This is a genomic window from Otoolea muris, from assembly GCF_943193115.1.
GTDB lineage: Bacteria > Bacillota > Clostridia > Lachnospirales > Lachnospiraceae > Otoolea > Otoolea muris.
The window spans coordinates 23,713-41,872 of sequence record NZ_CALPCY010000043.1 but is presented as its reverse complement, the minus strand read 5'-3'; the positions used below and the strand labels follow the sequence as shown (position 1 = coordinate 41,872).

The following is an 18,160-nucleotide window of genomic DNA, read 5'->3' as shown; positions in this document are numbered from 1 at the left end:
TTTTAATCGTTATTACTGTTTGGTTTTGTTCTGAATGTTTTCTCAAACTTCAAGGCTTAACCATAAGCCTTTTGTCTTAAGAATTTTCAGGGTTTTATATACTGTTCAGTTTTCAAGGTTCTGTGTTGTTGTCTCTCTCAGCAACTTTTATAGTTTATCACATGTTTCTGTTTTTGTCAACAACTTTTTTAACTTTTTTTGTCTCTTTTCAGGTTTTCCTGTCTGATTTGGTTTCCTGTTTTTCAAGGCGAGTATTATAATAGCAAATCTTATAGGAAATGTCAACCCCGTTTTTACTTTTTTTTCCTGTTTTTTCAATTCTGATGACAGCAATTCAGGCGACGGAGAATCTGCCCCTAAAAATCGCTTCGCGTTGGGGCAGATGTCCGCGGCCTCCATCCGCTCACACCTCTGTCACTCTCACAAGCACCGTCTGCCTCTGTGTCGCCCTCCCTGTAAACACGCCCCTGTTGATGGAGCAGTCCCGATAGTCTCTGCCATGTGATATTTTTATATGATCCTCTTCGGCTAACCGGTTATTTGTTGGATCAAAGCCCCGCCAGCGTTCTCCGTCAAATGCTTCAATCCACGCATGGCTCTCGCCCTCCCCGAGAAGCAGTCCCACCACATATCTCGCCGGGATCTTTTCCTCCCGGCACAGGGACAGGAGAATATGCGCATAATCCTGGCATACGCCCTGTCCCAGAGAAAGCGCCTCCTCCGCCGTTGTAGAAATGCTGGTAACGCCTTTTGTATACTGCATACTCTCGTATACTGCATTCATGTACGAATAGATTCTCTCCTTCTGGGAGCATGCGCTGTTTTTCCGGAGCCTGCCGAGCAGGCTTTGGATCTGCATGCCCGGACTGGTAAGCGAAGTCTGATATTTATAGAGCGCCCGCTCCGAATCACTTTCCGCAGCCTGCTTATAAAGACCTGTTTTGGCCATGCCCGTTACATCCACGGAGAAACAGCTCTGTTTCTCCTGCGCCTCCCCGTACAGCATCCTGTTTCCAAATGAGTCTGCGCTCTCCTGCATTTTTCCCTTTGGAAACACCTCGACGGCACATTCTGTTATTTCCTGAGTCTGCGTCGTTTGCGGCAGGCATTTTAAGGTGTAGGTGTGATTATATACCGGCTCAGAAAATACAATATCCATATGATAATGAAATTGCAATGTTTTCATCGTTCTCAGTCCCTGCGCAGATGATCTGCCAATTCTATAATTCTGTCATAATCTAATGGCTCTGCCCTGACAAGCATTTTCAGTTCTTCCAGCTTATCGGCGTCGTAATGAAGATTTGTCTTTGTGATCCGCCCGGCCAGACGGTTGATTTCGCGGCTGATGGACGCCGGATCCAGCTTCAGGCGTCCGTAGAGGTCAAGCCTCTCCACCCGTTTTCCGGTTTTTATGATATTCCTTATATTTTCACTCTCGATCATATCATCCACGATCCCCCAGAAGGCCAGGATATGATCCACGACCTCCTGCAGTTCTATAACCGGCGCTTGTGATTCCCCGCATTTTTTGATGTCGTAAACGGCAAGCTGTATGTACGTGATCGCCTCGCTCCCGATCTCATTCCGCAGCGCCGCCGCATTGTCATAGGCCCTCATTAAATTGGCGCAGATCGAGTTCGGATCCGTTTCGTCCGAGATATATCTCCCGCAAAAATCCTCCCTGGATCCGTAAATATTGGGGATGGCGAGCCTCTCGCAGAAAATGGAATACTGTCCCATATCCACGTCAATCATTTTATCAAAGCTGGCTGCAAACAGCCTGGCGCTCGTATAAACGCGCTCGGAATACCGCCCGAGCCAAAACAGCCTGTCAGAATTTTCTATTGAGATAATACCCATGTATCTTTAAATCCTCCTCCCTGCGATGAATTGACAATAAAGGACTCCGGGTTTCTGGAAAACCTTGTCAAACCGCTCTTCCATACAAGCGGTTCGTCAGCCATCAGCACAAAAGCCCTTAAATCCGCTTTTCTCGGCGTCCTTTTTCCATTCTCCAGAATGTCGATATCCATAAAATCAATCACCTCCTGCGCAATGAACCTTCTCGGCTCCCGTTTCAGGAGCGCGATAAACGCCTCCTTCTGCGCAGCAGCCATCTTATCCGCAAATACGACGCCGTAACCTCCGGCCTCTGCAACATCCTTTAAGACCAGACGGTCAAAGTGTTCCAGAACAAATTTCATGTCTTTATCATAAAACGGAAGATAGGTCGGCGCATTTTGGAGAATGGGATCCTCTCCCAAATAATATCGGATCATTTTAGGAACAAAATAATAGATTCCCTTGTCATCCGCAACGCCGTTTCCCGGCGCATTCATCAGCGCCACATTTCCCCTCTTATATACATCGTAAATATGGGGGATGCCGATCACAGATTCCTCCTTAAACGTCATCGGATCCAGATATTCATCCGAGATTCTCCGGTAAACAGCCCCCACCCGCTCCCGTTTACCCGAATAGTCAATGAAATACAGCACGTCGTTCTCAACCGCCAGCTCGCTTCCCGTCACCAAATGCGCTCCTGTCTGCTCAGCAAGATAGGAATGCTCAAAATAAGCGGCGTTATACCGTCCAGGCGTGAGAATCACCGTATGGCCGCCTGTGTTGCAATAATCCATGGCGCGCCGGAGCAATGCGGCATAATTTCGATTGTCTTCAATATGATTTTGCTCGAACGTATTGGGACTGCTTCTGCGGCACAGTTCTCTCGCTATCACAGGATACGAAGCGCCTGAGGGAACCCGGAGGTTATCCTCCAGCACAAACCATGCCCCGTCCCTGCCCTGCACCAGATCAATGCCTGCGATATGGGCGAAAATGTCTTTTGGCGGCCGAACACCGTCGCAGGGAGAAAGAAAGCCGGAGGAGCTGTAGACAAATTCCTCGGGAACCACATGATCTCTGACAATCCTCTTTTTCCCGTATATATCCTTTATAAAAGCATTCAGGGCCGTCACCCGCTGCTTCAGCCCCCGTTCCAGGTACGCAAAAGCCTGTTTTTCAATGATCCTGGGAATCGTGTCAAATGGGAAAAGCTGCTCTTTGAATTCATTGTTCTTATATATCCCAAATTTCACGCCATATCTGGCCAGCAGCCTGTTTACGGTTTCCGCCTGCTCCATCAGTTTTAAATCTTCCATACACAATCTCCTCCCTTTCCCCTGCACAGTTCCTTACCTGCTCGCGCGCCGAGCGTCCGTCATCTTGCTGACATATCTCCTTTGAACGCCCGTGTGCAATCGAGTAGGGAAGAGCCATCTTCCCCTGCTCGCGCGCAGCAAAGCCGCTGTTTTCCTTACGCGCCCCTGCGCATAAAAAAAGGCGTCTGGAATCCTCCAAAACGCCTTTGTTTTTGCAACTTGTTTCTTTTATATCACCTGCGCTGCGGTTTGTCAAGCGAATAAGCGAAAATCACCGCATCTGTATATGGTATTTTTCTTTGTTCCTGCGTTTACAGAGATACATCTGCTCATCCGCGAGCCGTGTGAGCTCCTCCAGTGAGTACCGGACTGCGCTGCCGCCGATCTCCACGACGCCGTAGCTGAAGCTCGAAACGTAATCCCCGCTGCTTTTTTCTGAGAATTCATGATGCGCCTGTGAAAGCTTCTTCAGCGCCAGTTGGCCCTCGCACCGATAAAGTATCAGAGCGAATTCGTCGCCCCCGATTCTGGCAAACTCATCGCTGCTCCGTATATTTTTCTGGATAACAGAAACAAAGGACTGGATATACCGATCGCCCTCCAGGTGTCCAAACTGATCATTCACCGTTTTTAACCCGTCCAGATCCAGGAAGCAGAATGCCGCCTCCTCGCCCGACTCCAGAATCTTGTTCATGCGCTCCTCATAGTAAAACCGGTTCCGGAGCCCTGTCATCGGATCATGATAAGCCTTCATGGCCAGCTTCTCCGCCCGCCGCTTCCGCTCCGTAACATCGGATATGATATGGACAAACGACTTGTTTTCCATCCATTCGACCGGAAAGGTATTGACTTCATAGATGTTTTTCTTGTCGTCCGTTATCTCGCGCATCTTCTCATCGCCAATTTTCCAGTTCCGGAGCTGCTCGCGAAAAGAGAGATGATATTTGCACCGGGAAGGATCCGCATCTTCCTGCCCTTCCCTTTTATTGCAGTAAACGATCTCCTTTGTCTCTGTGTCAACCACCATAATCCACTCATTGCGCTTATTGATCAGATCCATCAGAAATTCATTATACTGCTTGATGACTACCGCCCGTTTTTTTACCTCATCGCGCTCTTCCTTTAACTGCCGCTCCCGCTCTTTTAGCTGTCCTGTCATGGTATTAAAGGCATCCGAAAATTCTCCCAGGCCGGAAACGCGCTGGGAATAATCGCCCAAAGCCACCTGTGTGGCCTGCCAGGTCAAATGATTCAAAATCGAACTTATATTCTTTAAATTGTCGCACAAAAAGTTGTCCCTGGACGGACGCTGCCCTGACAGATTCCCTCTCGAAATCTCCCTGGAATAGCGCAGCATTTCCTTCACCGCCTCTTCCAGAAACTGGAGACCTGCTCCCAGACGCCTGTATGGCTCATCCAGCTCTTCCACAGACAGCGTCTGCACATCTCTGCCATATAAAATATCTTTTAAATAGTCAAAAAGAAGGCTGCAATTCTTCTCTTCCCTTGTCTGTCCCGCTTCTGCCGCCCTACTCTCCATCTGCCTGCCAGCCTTCCTTTTCTAAAGCTTCAACCCGAAACCGGCAGACGCGTGATCCCGTGCCCCAGCAGTCCACCTCAACGGCCTGACACGCCACGTTACTGTACGCGGACAGGATGCCCGCAATCAGCCCTTCATCATAATTGCACACTGTCTCCCCTAGAAGCGGTATACCGGAACAATCGGCATCCTCAGAAACGGTAAGAATAAGCTTCTTCGCCTTTCCATCCTGCGCCTCCACCCGCAGAATCCCCATCTTCATCTCCTCAATGCGCGCCTGGAGCTGCGCGATAAATTCATTAAAGGGCAGCGACAGATCCAGCATATGCTGGGCAATATATGTACCGGCCCTGCGCCCTGCCTCCCTGAAAATTTCAATCTGCTTTTCTTTTCCACACTCGCTGATTATCTCCTCCCGAAGGGAAAATTCCATAAGACGATATACCATGATCGGAATCTCGCTTCCCAGAATTTCCCGTTCTTCTTTGCCAAATTCCATGAAATCAGACAAATCAAATTCTTTACCGTTTTCCAGAAATACGTTTCGTTTCATAGGCTTTCTTCCTTTCTGGCAGATTCCCGGCAGGTAACCATCCGGTCGTTTTCATCTGCCGTTTCTGCGGATATTTGCCTATTATACTGAAAAAACAGCGCCTTGTAAAGCAATCCTGGTATTTTATTTTATAATCGCCCGAATGCGGCCGTCCGCATTCTCAAGCGCGGCATCCAGGCCGTGAAGCCTCAGAATCTTCCTTGTAAGGAACAGCCCCATTCCCATATGGCGTTTTCCTCCGCCTGCTTTCTTTGCCCCTGAGTAGAACAGATCAAAGGCGCGCAGGAGCTGATCCTCCTTAAGCGGCTGCCCGGTATTCTCTATCACGCACTGCCCTGTCCCGATTCGGATCCATATGCCGCCGTCCGGCTGATTGTACTCCACCGCGTTGGACAGAAGGTTCCACACTGCCTTTGCGAGATAATTCCGGTCCCCATTTACCACAAAGCAGCCATCCTCCTGATACTCCACCGCAAGACGCATCTCCTGAAGCCGCGGCTCAAGCCTTGCCATCTGCTCCCGTATAAGATCTGAAAAGGACACGGGCTCATTTCCCAGAATCAGCTCCTCTGAATCCAGCTTTGAAAGCTCAATCATCTCTGCTGCCATACGATCCATCTCCTCCGTCTGCCGGATGATCTGGGCGAGGTAATAATCACGTTTCTCTTCCATATTATGTTCCAAAAGGTTTTCCGCAAAATTCCGGATCACGCCAAGCGGTGTCTTCAGCTCATGGGCCATGGCGTTGATAAAGTCCCGCCTGTTCTCCTCAAGCGCCGCCTGCCTGTCGTACGCCCTGCGAAATGACTGCACGATCCCCGCCATGCATACAAGCGTCAGCGCCGCTCCCGCCAGATATACATATTTCATGTAATTCATAGCCGCAAGCCATGGACGGCTTTCCATACGGATCTCCATGTAAGCAGACGGCGCGTCCACCATCCCCACCTTTAACTGATACCGCCCCCTGTAATAGAACCCGTCTGAGTCGATTATCAAAGGCGGCTCATCGAGGCCGGATCCCCAGGTAAATTCCCCTGTCTCAGGAACGTCATGCAGATAGGGGCTATCGCTCCACCTCTTCCATTTTTCATAGGATCCGCCCCCATATACATCCATATAAGGAAGTCTCAGATCCCCGTCGGAAATAATCCCATCCGTTCTCTCTTCACCTCCGACGGCCGGATTGAGCCATTGCCACACGATCTCGCTGCCTGTCTCGTAAAAGGTCTTGCCCTCCCCCAGCTCTTCACCGGTCGCATAATCAACCATCACGCCGGAATCCACTATATGCCTGCTTCCCGTCACCGGATCCGTATACCGCTCCCCCTCCTCTGCCCACACGAGCTCCTGGACATAAATGGCCCAAAGCTCACGCCCGTCCGGGGAAACTCTCATCGAAAAGCGCAGCGGATCCGGATGCGCCAGATCCCGCGTCTCGAGCCGTTTACTGTGATGCTGAACTAACTGCATCTTTTCCTCCTGGGAGAGGAAATCATCCAGCGCAAAGGAGGCGTATTCGCGAACCGTTGTGCCGCTCTCCCGTACAGAACCGCCGCCGATCTGATCCCGGCTTTTGGCCAGCAGCTTCCCCTCCTCATCGTAAAACGCTGCAGAAATGAGAATCCGGTCACTGTCCACCCTCCAAAGCTCCTCATTGGCCAGATCCTGATAGAAATCCTTTCTCTGCTCGCCGTCCCATCCTTCCCCGGCTTCCTCCACAGAGAATTCCTTTTCCGACGCCTTTTTGACTATGGACACGACTCCTTCCCTGAAGCGCTGTCCGTAATCGTCCGCGAATTGTTCTTTTACAAGCCACGTCGCCAGTCCTGTAATCGCCAGATACATAACGCCAAATCCCGCCGCTGCCGGCCTCCAAAAGCTCTTCTTGTTTTTCCTCATCCTTCCACCTCCAGCCGGTAACCGGATTTGCGCACGGTCTGTATGGCGCACCCGCAGGGGCCAATCGCTCTGCGCAGCTTTTTGATGTGATTGTCAACCACCCGCTCGTTTCCGTCAAAATCATAGCCCCAGAACCGGATCAGAAGCTGTTCCCTGCTGTAAATCCGCCCCGGATTCTGCATGAAAAACAGGAGCATTTCGTACTCCTTAGGCGGCAGGGCCAAAAGCTCTCCACGGTTCCACACCCGGCGGCCCTCCACATCCGCCTTAAGAGAGCCCGCTTCCAGAAAAACGGCGCTTTTGTGTACGCGTCTTGTGAGAGCCATGGCTTTTGCGTACAGCACAGGCAGGGAAAACGGCTTTGTCACATAATCGTCCGCCCCCAGCGAATATCCGTTCAGCTCATCCTCCTCCAGCACCCGGGCCGTGATAAAAACAACCGGAACTTCACTGACTTTGCGAATCTCACGGCACACGGCAAAGCCGTCCATCCCGGGCAGCGTCACATCCAGTAAAATCAAATGGAAGCTCTCCCTCATCAGAAGCGCTGCCGCGCGCGCGCCGTTTTCCTCTGTATAAACGCACCAGCCTCTTCCGGTAAAATAATCGGCCGCAGCCTCGGCAAGCAGGCGGTCATCTTCCACAATCAACATCCTTTGTCCCATACGCACTCTCCATAACCGGTGTTTTTGATGGTTTTATTCTATCATTTTAATATATCCTTTCTGTATCCTTTTTTACATTGCTGTGATATACTAAGAACCGGCACTGCTGCGCTTCGCCGGAACGTGTTTAAAACATGCTCTGGCAATACAATAAACCGTGGCAGCGGCCTGAACAGACAGCCACGAACAACTCCAGAGGTAATATGTTTATGAACTCCCGCGTCCTCCACACGATCGAGCCGATCTTTGATTCGGGCTCGCGCATCCTGATTCTCGGCTCCTTCCCCTCTGTCAAATCGAGGGAGAGCCAGTTTTACTACGGCAACCCCAGAAACCGGTTCTGGCTGGTTTTGGCCGGGCTTTTTGAAGAACCCGTTCCGGACTCTGTTCCTGAAAAGCTCCGCTTTCTACTGCGGCACAAAATCGCAGTCTGGGATGTGATCGAAAGCTGTGAAATCGCAGGCTCCAGCGACAGCTCGATCCGGGAACCCCTGCCCAATGATCTGAACCGCATCCTCTCCAGAGCCCCCATTTCCCGGATCTTTACAAATGGAAGCGCCGCCGCGCGTCTTTATAAGCGTTTTTGCTTTCCGCTTACAAACATTGAGGCTGTCCCGCTCCCGTCCACCAGCCCGGCCAATGCCGCGGCAGACATACAAGCTCTTCTGAAAGCCTGGAGCTGTGTCAGGGAGGCGTCAGAAATCCGCCCCTGATATTGGTAAAATAATTTCGTCTGTTTTGCGCCGGACATTACCTTATCAATATACAATGGAGGTCACAAATGAACACACCAGCCAGCCATGCCTTTTCCTACCACTCCTGCAATTTCTGTCCCAGACGCTGCGGGATCGATCGCTCCAGGCAGCCCGGATACTGCGGAGGCCCGGATCACATCGTAGCGGCCCGCGCCGCGCTCCATGACTGGGAAGAGCCGTGTATCAGCGGATTTCGGGGAAGCGGAACCGTCTTTTTCAGCGGATGCACGCTCCGGTGCTGCTTCTGCCAGAATTACCGTATCAGCAGCGGGCGCTTCGGCGCGCCGGTCACGCAAGAGCGCCTGGCAGCAATCTTCTTGACACTCCAGTCTCAGGGCGCGCATAATATTAACCTGGTCACCGCTACCCAGTACCTCCCCTCCGTCCTGGCCGCCCTCAGGGCAGTCCGGCAGCGGCTTGTTATTCCGGTTGTCTATAACTGCGGCGGCTATGAGACAAAGGAAGCGATCGATGCTCTCTCGCCCTACATTGATGTCTGGCTGCCGGATCTCAAATACTTTGATCCGGCGCTGGCCGCGCGCTATTCCGGGGCCCCGGATTACTTTCAGGCCGCCTCACTGGCCGTAAAGCGTATGATCCGCGCCGCCGGCCCTCCTGTACTTGAAACAGTTTCCGAAGGCGGACGCAGCGCCCTTTTGCTCAAACGCGGAGTCCTGATCCGGCATCTGGTCCTGCCCGGCCAGAAGCACGATTCCATACGGCTCATGCGCTGGATCCACGACGAGCTGCCAAAGGACAGCTTCCTCATCAGCCTCATGAGCCAGTACACCCCATATAACAAAAACCCGCTCTACCCTGAGCTGAACCGGCGAATTACCTCCTATGAATATAATACTGTCCTGAATACAGCCATCGATCTCGGATTGACACAAGGATATATGCAGAAAAAAAGCAGTGCAAAAGAAGAATACACGCCTCCATTCGGACTGGAGGGAATTGTAAAATAACTGCAACAGTAACTATAACCACGTAAACCGCCTGCGACGGGATCACAACAGGCAACAGAAACGATAGAAATCGGGTATCGATTGGCTTTTCCGCTTAACCGATACCCGATTTCAGGAAATCTCGTCCATTGGTTTGTACCTCCTGTTTTTGTTATCTATATAAATTTTTTTTACCAACAACCTGTTCTCTTACCAAACCTCCTTTACCATTCTACTTTTTACGGAATCTCTCTTCTTCCTAATAATACTTTCTCGTCATATTACTAAATCGAACCTTCATTTCCGATATTACTATAGACTCATGTTTGACTTTTCAGGTTGTTGTTTTCCTTTGTCTGATTTAATAAAGTAAATCAGACGATTTTAATCTCTTCGGTGGTCCGTACCTCCTTTACTTAGATTTTTAATTCTGTGGTTCTTTTGTTTTGTTGTCTTTATTATATACTTCTATTTTTGATTTGTCAATACCTTTTTTATATTTTATATTTTATTTTTAAATTAATCTCAGCTTTCCCGAATTAAATCACTTTAATTGGTTGTTTAATATATTTTTTATCTAATTTTTAAAAAATAAAAATATTTTATCATTAATGTTCCATAATTTTTTTTCATTTTCCTCTTGTATTTTGCCCCGCATTCCGCTATAATAATACCAATTTCCATCATCGGCCTGCCGATGTTCTGTATTATTGCCGATTTCCGGCGTTTCTTATAAGGATATTCACAGATTTCTGTTCTGAAGTGATTCTGATTCGATTCCGCAGATTTGATGTCAGACTCTTTTACCGTTCTGTTTTTCCTTTCATGCACCTGCTGCCAAGGCAGTTGTCATAATATTATTTCTCAGGAGGTACCTCATGGTATATGAAACATTTTTAAGCAACATCCAGTCCCTGGTTCAGGCCCGGTTCGGAGGCAGGGCTGACGTCACTGTGCGACGCGTCCTCAAAAATAACGGACTTTTGCTCGACGGGCTCACCATATCCTCCCCCTCGTCCAAAACGGCCCCCACGATCTATCTGAACTCGTACTACGAGGAGGCGGAGGAGGGCGTGCCCCTGTCTGCTATCACGGATCAGATCATGCTTCTGTGTGAAGAAAATCCCGCTCTGCCGGAGAGACTGGAGGAAGCTCTCCACAGCTTTTCCTTTGTCCGCGAGCGGATTGCCTACCGCCTGATCAATGCAAAGAAGAATCAGTGGCTCCTTTCAGACATCCCGCATTACCCTTATCTGGATCTCGCGATTGTATTTTATCTGATCGTCTCTGAAAATGAAGACGGGCAGATGACAGCCCTGATCCATCATAACCACCTCGAACTGTGGGGCATCACAAAGGAAGAGCTGTGGACTCTGGCCGAGCAGAATACGCTGCGCCTTATGCCCGGCTGTATTACGCCCATTGAAACAGCGCTGGCCGAGCTTGACTTGATCGATCCCGCGAATCCTTCCGTACATCAGCCCACGCTCCCGCTTTATGTCCTTACCAACCAGAAGGGAATCAACGGCGCTTCCTGCATGCTGTATCCGGGCATCCTGAAAGACTTCGCAGAGCAGCTTCAGGATGATCTGTTTATTCTGCCTTCCAGTATCCATGAGGTTTTACTCACCCCGCGCTCCCAGTCCTTCCCGCCTGACGAATTAAACGCCATGGTTTCCTGTATCAACCGGACAGACGTCCCGATCGAGGATCGCCTTTCTGACCATATTTACTGCTTCAGCCGTGCGCAGAGCTGTCTGTTTCTTCCCTCCGTATCGTCCCCGGGCCCGGTTTCTGCGCCAGACGGAACAGGGAATCCACAATGAAAATGGCCAGCGCCATCGCTCCGGCGACCTGAAGGGTTTCCATCAGATAAAAGCTGGCCAGCGTCCTCGCGCCCTCTATCAGACAGGATACGCTCCTGTAAATCGATGCGCCCGGAACAGCCGGCAGGATACCGCAGACAAGAAACACGGTCACAGGGGCTTTCAGCCGCCTGGCGATCGCATGGCTGAAAAGAGACGCTGCCAGGCTGGATATAAAAGCCGCCATAATCACCTCATGCTCGCCTCTCTGCGTCAAAAGATAGGCCAGCCAGCCCACGGCTCCGGATAAACCTGTGTACAACAGAAAACGCCGGGGCGCGTCCAGAATGAACGAAAAACCCAGTATCGCAAAAAAAGCGCCGGCCGTCTGAATCCATAATTCTAATTCCATCATACGCTGCCTCCCATCGCACGGAATGCCATCATCGCAGCGCCAACGCCAAATGCCACGGCCAGCGCCACGACCACAGCCTCCGCCATCTTCGCCACGCCGGAGCTGTAATCGCCGTTTAAGGTATCCCGGATCGCAGATGTAAATGTAACGCCCGGAACCATGGGCATGATCGCACTGATAATCACTGCGTCCAGATTCATTGCCAGAAAAACGCCTTTTAAAAGCAGCGCCGCCATCGCCAGGGCAAACGAGCCGCACGCATTCTGACAGAAGTCGTTAAAGCGCAGCCGGCCTGCTCCCGCGACTGCCAACGCCAGAACAAGCCCCACCACAGCCGCGGCCAGACAGTCCAGGAAGCTTCCTCCAAATAAGATCGCAAAAAAACCGGTTGTCATCACATAGCCGATACACTTATAAAAAAATCCGTATTCCCGTTCCGCCGCGATCTGCAAAAGTTCTTCCTGCGCCTGTGTCACGGTCATCTCACCCTGGCAGAACCTTCTCGACACATTGTTTACACTGTAAATACGGTTTAAATTCGTTGCGTGGCGATCCACTCGTTTTATCACTGTGAATGCCCCTACTCCGGGATCAGAAATCGTCACAAAAAGCCCGGTTGCCAGAGCAAACACATCGATACGCTCCATACCCGATTTCCCCAGAATCCGGCTGACTGTATCCTCCACCCTGTATACCTCCGCGCCGCTGTTCAGCATGATCTCGCCAGCCAGCGCCGCCATATCCATCAACGCCTGGTAGTCCATTTTTTCCTCTTTGCTCTTAACACGTAGTATCACCCATTTTCATTATCTTTGCATTAGTATTCCGAATGCCCCAGAGCTATCATGGTATTTTGTAAAACCCATGAAGTTCAGATATTTAAATCGGATTACAGTAGTCATTCACTGTAAATGTATTCTAATATGTAAAAGTTCAGGCGGGTCTGCGCACCTGCCGCTCTGACCATGCAGACACCTGGAGGCAGAGCAGGCATCCTGGCCGTGAAAATATCTCCCGCGCTAGAGCGTGTTTGAAAAATGCTTTCTGCCAGATGTGCGTTCCGCTTTGTGGGAGATTTGGGCCAAATGAACGCGGCGCAGTGGGCTGCGTTAAGTGAATTTGGCACAAATATGCCGCAAAGTGGGGCGTGCAGATGGCGGGAATGATTTTTCAAACACGCTCTAGAGCGCTCAGCCGAACGCCAGGCTTCCTGCCTGAAATACAGCCACCGCCGCCGCCCATGCAATCATCAGCTCTAATAATACCATACCAACCGTCCAAAGGAAAGAGTCGGATTCCTTACAGATAACGCTCAGAGCGGCCATGCACGGCGGATAAAACAGACAGAACACCATCAGCGCACAGGCGTTCGCCGCCCCGAAACCTGTCTCTCTCAGAGCAGACGCCAGCCTGACCGCCCTGCCTCCCCCTGCCGCGGCTATATCCGGAATGCCGTAAAGAACAAAAAAGCTGGACACCACTACCTCCTTGGCTGTCAGACCCGACAGCAGCGCAACCGCTGTCTGCCAGCTTCCCAGACCGGCCGGGCGAAGCAAGGGGGCCATCCACCCGCCAAGAACCGCGCCAAAGCTCTCCGACAGCTCTGTGCAGAACCCGGCCCGCCCTGTGTGCAGGAGTATCCACATGAGAACCGAGGCAGAACATATGACAGTCCCTGCCTTTACGAGATACTCCTTTTCCCGTTCCCACACAGAAGAGAGAATCGTCCTGCCATCCGGAAGGCGGTATTCCGGGAGCTCAATTAAAAGGAACCCGCTGCCCTCCTGATTCTTTCCCGGATTAGCCGCCCGCAGCGCAGCGCCGGCCATCACCGCCGCAGTCACGCCCGCTGTATAAAGCAGGATTGCAGCCGCAGCCGCATACTCCGGAAAAAACATGCCGGAAAACAGGATATAGATCGGAAGCTTTGCCGAGCAGGACATAAACGGCGTCATCAGGATAGTTCTTCTCTTATCCTTTACGGTTTCAAGCGTCCTGCTGGCCATGACAGCCGGAACGCTGCAGCCAAAGCCTAACAGAAGCGGCAGAAACGCGCGCCCTGAAAGCCCTGCCGCTCCCATTATCTCGTTCATGACATAAGCCGCGCGAGCCATATAACCGCTGTCTTCAAGCACAGCCAGAGCCAGAAACAGGATAAAGAGATTCGGAAAAAAAGTCAGCACGCCCCCTACTCCGGCCACAATCCCATCCACGATAAGGGAAAGAAACCAGTCCGGGGAATGCGCCTTTATGAGCACCGACCTTAATCCCCCTGAAACAAAGGTCAGACCGGAGTCCAGAAAACCGTGCAGAGCGTCTCCCACATAAAATGTGAGAAAAAATACCACAGCCATAATCAACAAAAAAGCCGGAATGCCCCATACAGGATGCGTCAATACCCTGTCCGCTGAAAATGTACGGGCAGCCCTGTCACGGGCCGTCTTCCCGATCTGCACAACGCATTCTGACAAAATCTCTTCAATGTAACCATACCCGTCTCCGGCAAAAAACGCAGCATCCTCTGGTTCTGCCTGTCTTTCTGGTTTGGCCTGTCTTCCTGCTTTTGCCGCCGCGACAGCTTCTTTAAGAAGGCGATCGATCCCGTCTCTTTTCCGGGCGGATACCGGGATCACCGGTATACCTCCAAGCATCCGGGACAGACTGTCGGTCCGTATCGCGATCCCTTTCCTCTTTGCCGCATCCATCATATTAAGCGCTAACAGAACCGGCTGACGGCAGCGCAGAAGCTGAAGCGTCAGGAAAAGGCTGCGCTCCAGACAAGAAGCGTCCGCTACATTGACAATCAGATGAAGTCCCGGATCCTCCAGGCACGCCTTTGTAATTCTCTCCTCCATGGTGTAGGATGACAGGCTGTAAATCCCCGGAAGATCCACAATGTGAACCGCCCTGCCTTTGTAATACGCTATGCCCTCCATCCGCTCCACCGTAACGCCAGGCCAGTTGGCCGTCTTCAGCCGTTCCCCGGTCAGGGCATTAAAAAGCGTGGTCTTTCCGCAGTTCGGATTGCCGGCAAGCCCGATTGTCAGGCTGTCGGCCGGCTGCCCGGTTCCCCCGCCGCCCTGCTCTGTGTACCCGCACCTTTCGCAGCCCCTTTTGCATCGCCTTCTCCCCATGGATCGTAAGCCTCCCTGATTTCGATTCCGTCTGCAATCTTTCGTCCCATGGCAAGCCTTGTTCCTCTCAGGAGAATAATCAGCGCGCCGCTCCTTTTCTTTGTCACAATCTCAACTCGGGTGTACGGATAAATCCCCAGGGCTTTTAGCCGTCCTCTCAGAGCTCCCTCTGCAAAAAGGTCCGCAATCTCATACGGCGTCCCGGGTACGCCTTGACAAAGCCTCAAAAAAGTGTTATTCCTCCTCCATATCCAACAGCATCTTTTTCAGCTCCACCATCCGGTCGCGCAGCGCTGCCGCTTCCTCAAAATTCAGCTCCGCCGCCGCCTGATGCATCTTCCTTGTTAATTCCTTCACAAGCTTTTCCAGCTCCTGGCGATCCATGGACTCCGGATCCTTTGTGACCTCGTTTGTAATATTCTCCACTGCCTGTGAGATCGCAATCAGATCCCGCACCGCTTTCTTAATCGTGGTCGGCGTTATGTGATGAAGCTCATTGTACTCGGTCTGAATCTTCCGCCTTCTCTCCGTCTCCTCGATTGCGGAGCGCATGGAATCCGTAATGCTGTCCGCATACATAATCACATGGCCCTCTGCATTTCTGGCCGCGCGCCCCACGGTCTGGATCAGGGATGTCTCCGATCGCAGAAAGCCCTCCTTATCCGCGTCGAGAATCGCCACCAACGAAATCTCCGGGATATCCAGGCCCTCTCTTAAAAGGTTGATCCCCACCAGAACATCAAACACATTCAACCGCATATCCCGGATAATCTCCGCGCGCTCTAAGGTATCGATATCCGAGTGGAGATACTTGACACGGATCCCCACCTCGCGCATGTAGTCCGTGAGATCCTCTGCCATCCGCTTGGTCAGGGTCGTGACCAGTACCTTAAAGCCCTTTTCCACCTCCTGATTTACCGAAGATATCAGATCGTCAATCTGCCCCTCCACAGGACGCACCTCTATCGGCGGATCCAGGAGTCCGGTGGGCCGGATGATCTGTTCAGTCCGCATCATCTCATGATCCGCCTCATAGACAGACGGCGTGGCGGAAACGAACAGCATCTGGTCAATCTTACTCTCGAATTCACCGAAATTCAGAGGGCGGTTGTCAAGCGCGGACGGAAGGCGGAAGCCGTATTCCACAAGCGTCTTTTTCCTCGAACGGTCGCCTGCATACATCCCCCGCACCTGCGGCAGGGTAATATGGGACTCATCAATAATGATCAGGAATTCCTCCGGGAAATAATCGATCAGCGTGCAGGGCGGTTCCCCGGCCTTTGAGCCCACCAGATGCCTGGAATAATTCTCAATCCCGGAGCAAAAGCCCGTCTCGCGCATCATTTCCACGTCAAAATTCGTCCGCTCCGAGATCCGCTGCGCCTCCAGCAGCTTATCCTCGCTTTTAAAATAAGCGACCTGCTCCTTCATCTCCTCCAGAATATTCCTGGCCGCCGCCTCCATCTTCTCCTTGGACACCACATAATGCGATGCGGGATAAATCGCCACATGACCTAACTGGGCCTTAATCTCCCCAGTCAGCGTGTCAATCTCCGCTATCCGATCCACCTCGTCCCCGAAAAACTCCACCCGGTAGGCGTCGCCTCCGGAATAAGCCGGAAAAATCTCCAGCACATCCCCGCGCACGCGGAAGCACCCGCGTTTAAAATCCATGTCATTTCGCGTGTACTGAATATCGATCAGCTTGTGGATCACCTCATCCCGATCCTTCACCATGCCGGGCCGGAGGGAAATCACCATTTCCTTATAATCAATCGGGCTTCCCAACCCGTAAATGCAGGACACGGATGCCACGATGATCACGTCGCTGCGCTCTGACAGAGCCGCCGTCGCGGAATGGCGCAGCTTGTCGATCTCGTCATTGATGGAGGAATCCTTTTCAATATATGTGTCAGTGGACGGGACATATGCCTCGGGTTGGTAGTAGTCGTAGTAGGACACAAAGTACTCTACCGCGTTACTCGGAAAATACTCTTTGAACTCGCCATAGAGCTGGGCCGCTAATGTCTTATTGTGCGCTATTACCAAAGTCGGCTTGTTAAGCTGTGCGATCACATTGGCCATGGTAAAGGTCTTGCCGGAGCCCGTAACACCCAGTAAAGTCTGGAATTGGTTGCCTTCCCGGAACCCATTGACCAGGGCTTCTATGGCCTGGGGCTGGTCGCCGGTGGGCTTGTATTCGCTGTGAAGTTCGAACATTTTTTGTGCAGTTTGCACAAATACCACCTCCAAAATTCATCGTAAAAAAAGATGCGTATATGCCACAAATTCGTCAAGGAACTTTTCATTTTCGTCATGGCATTTACTCACATCGGAGGAAAAAAAGCCCTTGACGAATCCCGTTCACAATTTGCTGTTTTTGCAACTCAGCGCACCTCCGTAATTCTATACGGACGTGGCAGCACTAAAGAGCTTTTTTATCTTACCACAAATCATTAAATTTGTATAGATGCAAAATCGAACTTTTGTTCTTTTCGTCTTTTCTGTCATACTGCATCCGGAAGAAATTCGGTTACGTCTACTACAATCTCCAACAATTCCTTTTTAAAGATTTCTGTTTCTTCCGGGTTTGGTAATACTTCTTTCATATACGCTTCTATTTCCGGCGCTCCATCCGCTATGATGCCTCTGTTATCTGCATAAACATCCATTGTTATGATTTCTTTGGCATGTCCCATGAGCCTTGATACTGCCTTTGGATTAAAAGACTCTTTTAACAGAAGCGTACAGTATGTGCTGCGCTATCGCGCCAGCGGATATCCGGTAAACCGTTTTCGGCAAGAAGCTGCTTATAATACCTGCAATGGAACCCTTTGCCCTTGCCCTGCCAAGTGTGGAACAACAGATATAGCCCAGATCCTGAAACCCTCTCTTTCTGCCGTTTCTGTTTTTCTCATACACCTGCCGTTCCTTTAAGATTGCCTCAAAGACATAATCAGGAATCGGAATCTCTCTGTAACTGGATTTTGTCTTCAATCCTACTTCCTGTTTCGTAAATGTTTTCGGGGCAAAGTCCTCTTTTACTGCGTTATGTACTCTCCCTAACTGACGTTCCACTTATAAGGTATGGTTGATATAATCTACGTCCGAATACTTTACCCCATTGATCTCGGATCTGCGGAGCCCCATAAGCACATTGAACATCTCCTGCATATGGGTGTCTCAATCCATGAACAATCACAGCCATACGGCTTGACCACCGGCTCTGCCGGTGGTCTGGATAAGCCCCTCCAGGGCATTTTTCGGTACCGCCTATAGGCAG

Annotated in this window: 17 protein-coding genes and 2 pseudogenes; 4 read left to right on the top strand and 15 right to left on the bottom strand. The window is 51.1% G+C overall.

The window, feature by feature from the left end; translation table 11 throughout:
- Positions 1–403: 403 nt before the first annotated feature.
- From NFS31_RS19960 to NFS31_RS19930, 7 genes are all read right to left on the bottom strand, one after another.
- On the bottom strand, positions 404–1,186 hold the full coding sequence (locus NFS31_RS19960) for a transglutaminase domain-containing protein (RefSeq protein ID WP_251499047.1): 783 nt from the start codon (positions 1,184–1,186) through the stop codon (positions 404–406).
- A gap of 5 nt (positions 1,187–1,191) precedes the next feature.
- On the bottom strand, positions 1,192–1,860 hold the full coding sequence (locus tag NFS31_RS19955; protein ID WP_251499045.1) for an alpha-E domain-containing protein: 669 nt from the start codon (positions 1,858–1,860) through the stop codon (positions 1,192–1,194).
- Entirely contained in the window at positions 1,842–3,161 is a 1,320-nt protein-coding gene (locus tag NFS31_RS19950) for a circularly permuted type 2 ATP-grasp protein (protein WP_251499043.1), read from the bottom strand. Before NFS31_RS19950 ends, NFS31_RS19955 begins: the two co-directional genes overlap by 19 nt.
- A gap of 271 nt (positions 3,162–3,432) precedes the next feature.
- Positions 3,433–4,701, bottom strand: a complete 1,269-nt coding sequence (locus tag NFS31_RS19945) for a sensor domain-containing diguanylate cyclase (RefSeq protein ID WP_251499041.1) — start codon at positions 4,699–4,701, stop codon at positions 3,433–3,435.
- Positions 4,691–5,254 carry a V4R domain-containing protein gene (locus NFS31_RS19940; RefSeq protein ID WP_251499040.1) on the bottom strand — a complete coding sequence of 188 codons (564 nt, stop codon included), beginning with the start codon at positions 5,252–5,254 and terminating at the stop codon, positions 4,691–4,693. The genes NFS31_RS19945 and NFS31_RS19940 overlap by 11 nt, the downstream gene beginning before the upstream one ends.
- A 123-nt stretch (positions 5,255–5,377) precedes the next feature.
- A complete protein-coding gene (locus NFS31_RS19935) occupies positions 5,378–7,156 on the bottom strand; it encodes a sensor histidine kinase (protein WP_251499038.1) in 1,779 nt (592 codons plus the stop codon).
- Positions 7,153–7,821, bottom strand: a complete 669-nt coding sequence (locus tag NFS31_RS19930; RefSeq protein ID WP_251499036.1) for a response regulator transcription factor — start codon at positions 7,819–7,821, stop codon at positions 7,153–7,155. Before NFS31_RS19930 ends, NFS31_RS19935 begins: the two co-directional genes overlap by 4 nt.
- Positions 7,822–8,030: 209 nt before the next feature.
- Between NFS31_RS19930 and NFS31_RS19925 the strand changes: the two genes are divergently transcribed.
- The 3 genes from NFS31_RS19925 to NFS31_RS19915 all read left to right on the top strand — a co-directional run bounded on the left by NFS31_RS19925 (position 8,031) and on the right by NFS31_RS19915 (position 11,349).
- On the top strand, positions 8,031–8,534 hold the full coding sequence (locus tag NFS31_RS19925) for a DNA-deoxyinosine glycosylase (protein ID WP_251499053.1): 504 nt from the start codon (positions 8,031–8,033) through the stop codon (positions 8,532–8,534).
- 68 nt (positions 8,535–8,602) lie between these two features.
- On the top strand, positions 8,603–9,544 hold the full coding sequence (locus tag NFS31_RS19920; protein WP_251499033.1) for a radical SAM protein: 942 nt from the start codon (positions 8,603–8,605) through the stop codon (positions 9,542–9,544).
- An 857-nt stretch (positions 9,545–10,401) separates the two neighbouring features.
- Positions 10,402–11,349 (top strand): DUF5688 family protein, encoded by a 948-nt coding sequence (locus NFS31_RS19915; protein ID WP_251499031.1) that lies wholly within the window; start codon positions 10,402–10,404, stop codon positions 11,347–11,349.
- Here the strand turns inward: NFS31_RS19915 and NFS31_RS19910 are convergent.
- The 3 genes and pseudogenes from NFS31_RS19910 to NFS31_RS27965 all read right to left on the bottom strand — a co-directional run.
- Positions 11,261–11,743 (bottom strand): threonine/serine exporter family protein, encoded by a 483-nt coding sequence (locus NFS31_RS19910; RefSeq protein WP_251499029.1) that lies wholly within the window; start codon positions 11,741–11,743, stop codon positions 11,261–11,263. The genes NFS31_RS19915 and NFS31_RS19910 overlap by 89 nt on opposite strands.
- A complete protein-coding gene (locus tag NFS31_RS19905; RefSeq protein ID WP_251499027.1) occupies positions 11,740–12,507 on the bottom strand; it encodes a threonine/serine exporter family protein in 768 nt (255 codons plus the stop codon). The genes NFS31_RS19910 and NFS31_RS19905 overlap by 4 nt, the downstream gene beginning before the upstream one ends.
- A gap of 134 nt (positions 12,508–12,641) precedes the next feature.
- Positions 12,642–12,857, bottom strand: a pseudogene (locus NFS31_RS27965) (DUF6783 domain-containing protein); the annotation flags it as partial.
- Between NFS31_RS27965 and NFS31_RS27960 the strand changes: the two are divergent.
- Positions 12,795–13,052: pseudogene (locus NFS31_RS27960) on the top strand (DUF6783 domain-containing protein). The pseudogenes NFS31_RS27965 and NFS31_RS27960 sit on opposite strands and share 63 nt — an antisense overlap.
- On the opposite strand, the gene feoB reads toward NFS31_RS27960, so the two are convergent.
- The 5 genes from feoB to NFS31_RS19880 all read right to left on the bottom strand — a co-directional run bounded on the left by feoB (position 12,934) and on the right by NFS31_RS19880 (position 17,874).
- Positions 12,934–14,877 (bottom strand): ferrous iron transport protein B, encoded by a 1,944-nt coding sequence (feoB, locus tag NFS31_RS19900; protein WP_251499026.1) that lies wholly within the window; start codon positions 14,875–14,877, stop codon positions 12,934–12,936. The pseudogene NFS31_RS27960 and the gene feoB sit on opposite strands and share 119 nt — an antisense overlap.
- The gene (locus tag NFS31_RS19895) at positions 14,787–15,104 is read right to left on the bottom strand and encodes a FeoA family protein (protein WP_251499025.1); all 318 of its coding nucleotides are present in this window, start codon (positions 15,102–15,104) and stop codon (positions 14,787–14,789) included. Before NFS31_RS19895 ends, feoB begins: the two co-directional genes overlap by 91 nt.
- A gap of 7 nt (positions 15,105–15,111) precedes the next feature.
- Positions 15,112–17,097, bottom strand: coding sequence for an excinuclease ABC subunit UvrB (uvrB, locus tag NFS31_RS19890; RefSeq protein ID WP_251499051.1), 1,986 nt, complete (start codon positions 17,095–17,097; stop codon positions 15,112–15,114).
- Between the two features lie 287 nt (positions 17,098–17,384).
- Entirely contained in the window at positions 17,385–17,576 is a 192-nt protein-coding gene (locus tag NFS31_RS19885) for a hypothetical protein (RefSeq protein WP_251499024.1), read from the bottom strand.
- Between the two features lie 22 nt (positions 17,577–17,598).
- The gene (locus tag NFS31_RS19880; protein WP_251499023.1) at positions 17,599–17,874 is read right to left on the bottom strand and encodes a hypothetical protein; all 276 of its coding nucleotides are present in this window, start codon (positions 17,872–17,874) and stop codon (positions 17,599–17,601) included.
- Positions 17,875–18,160 lie beyond the last annotated feature (286 nt).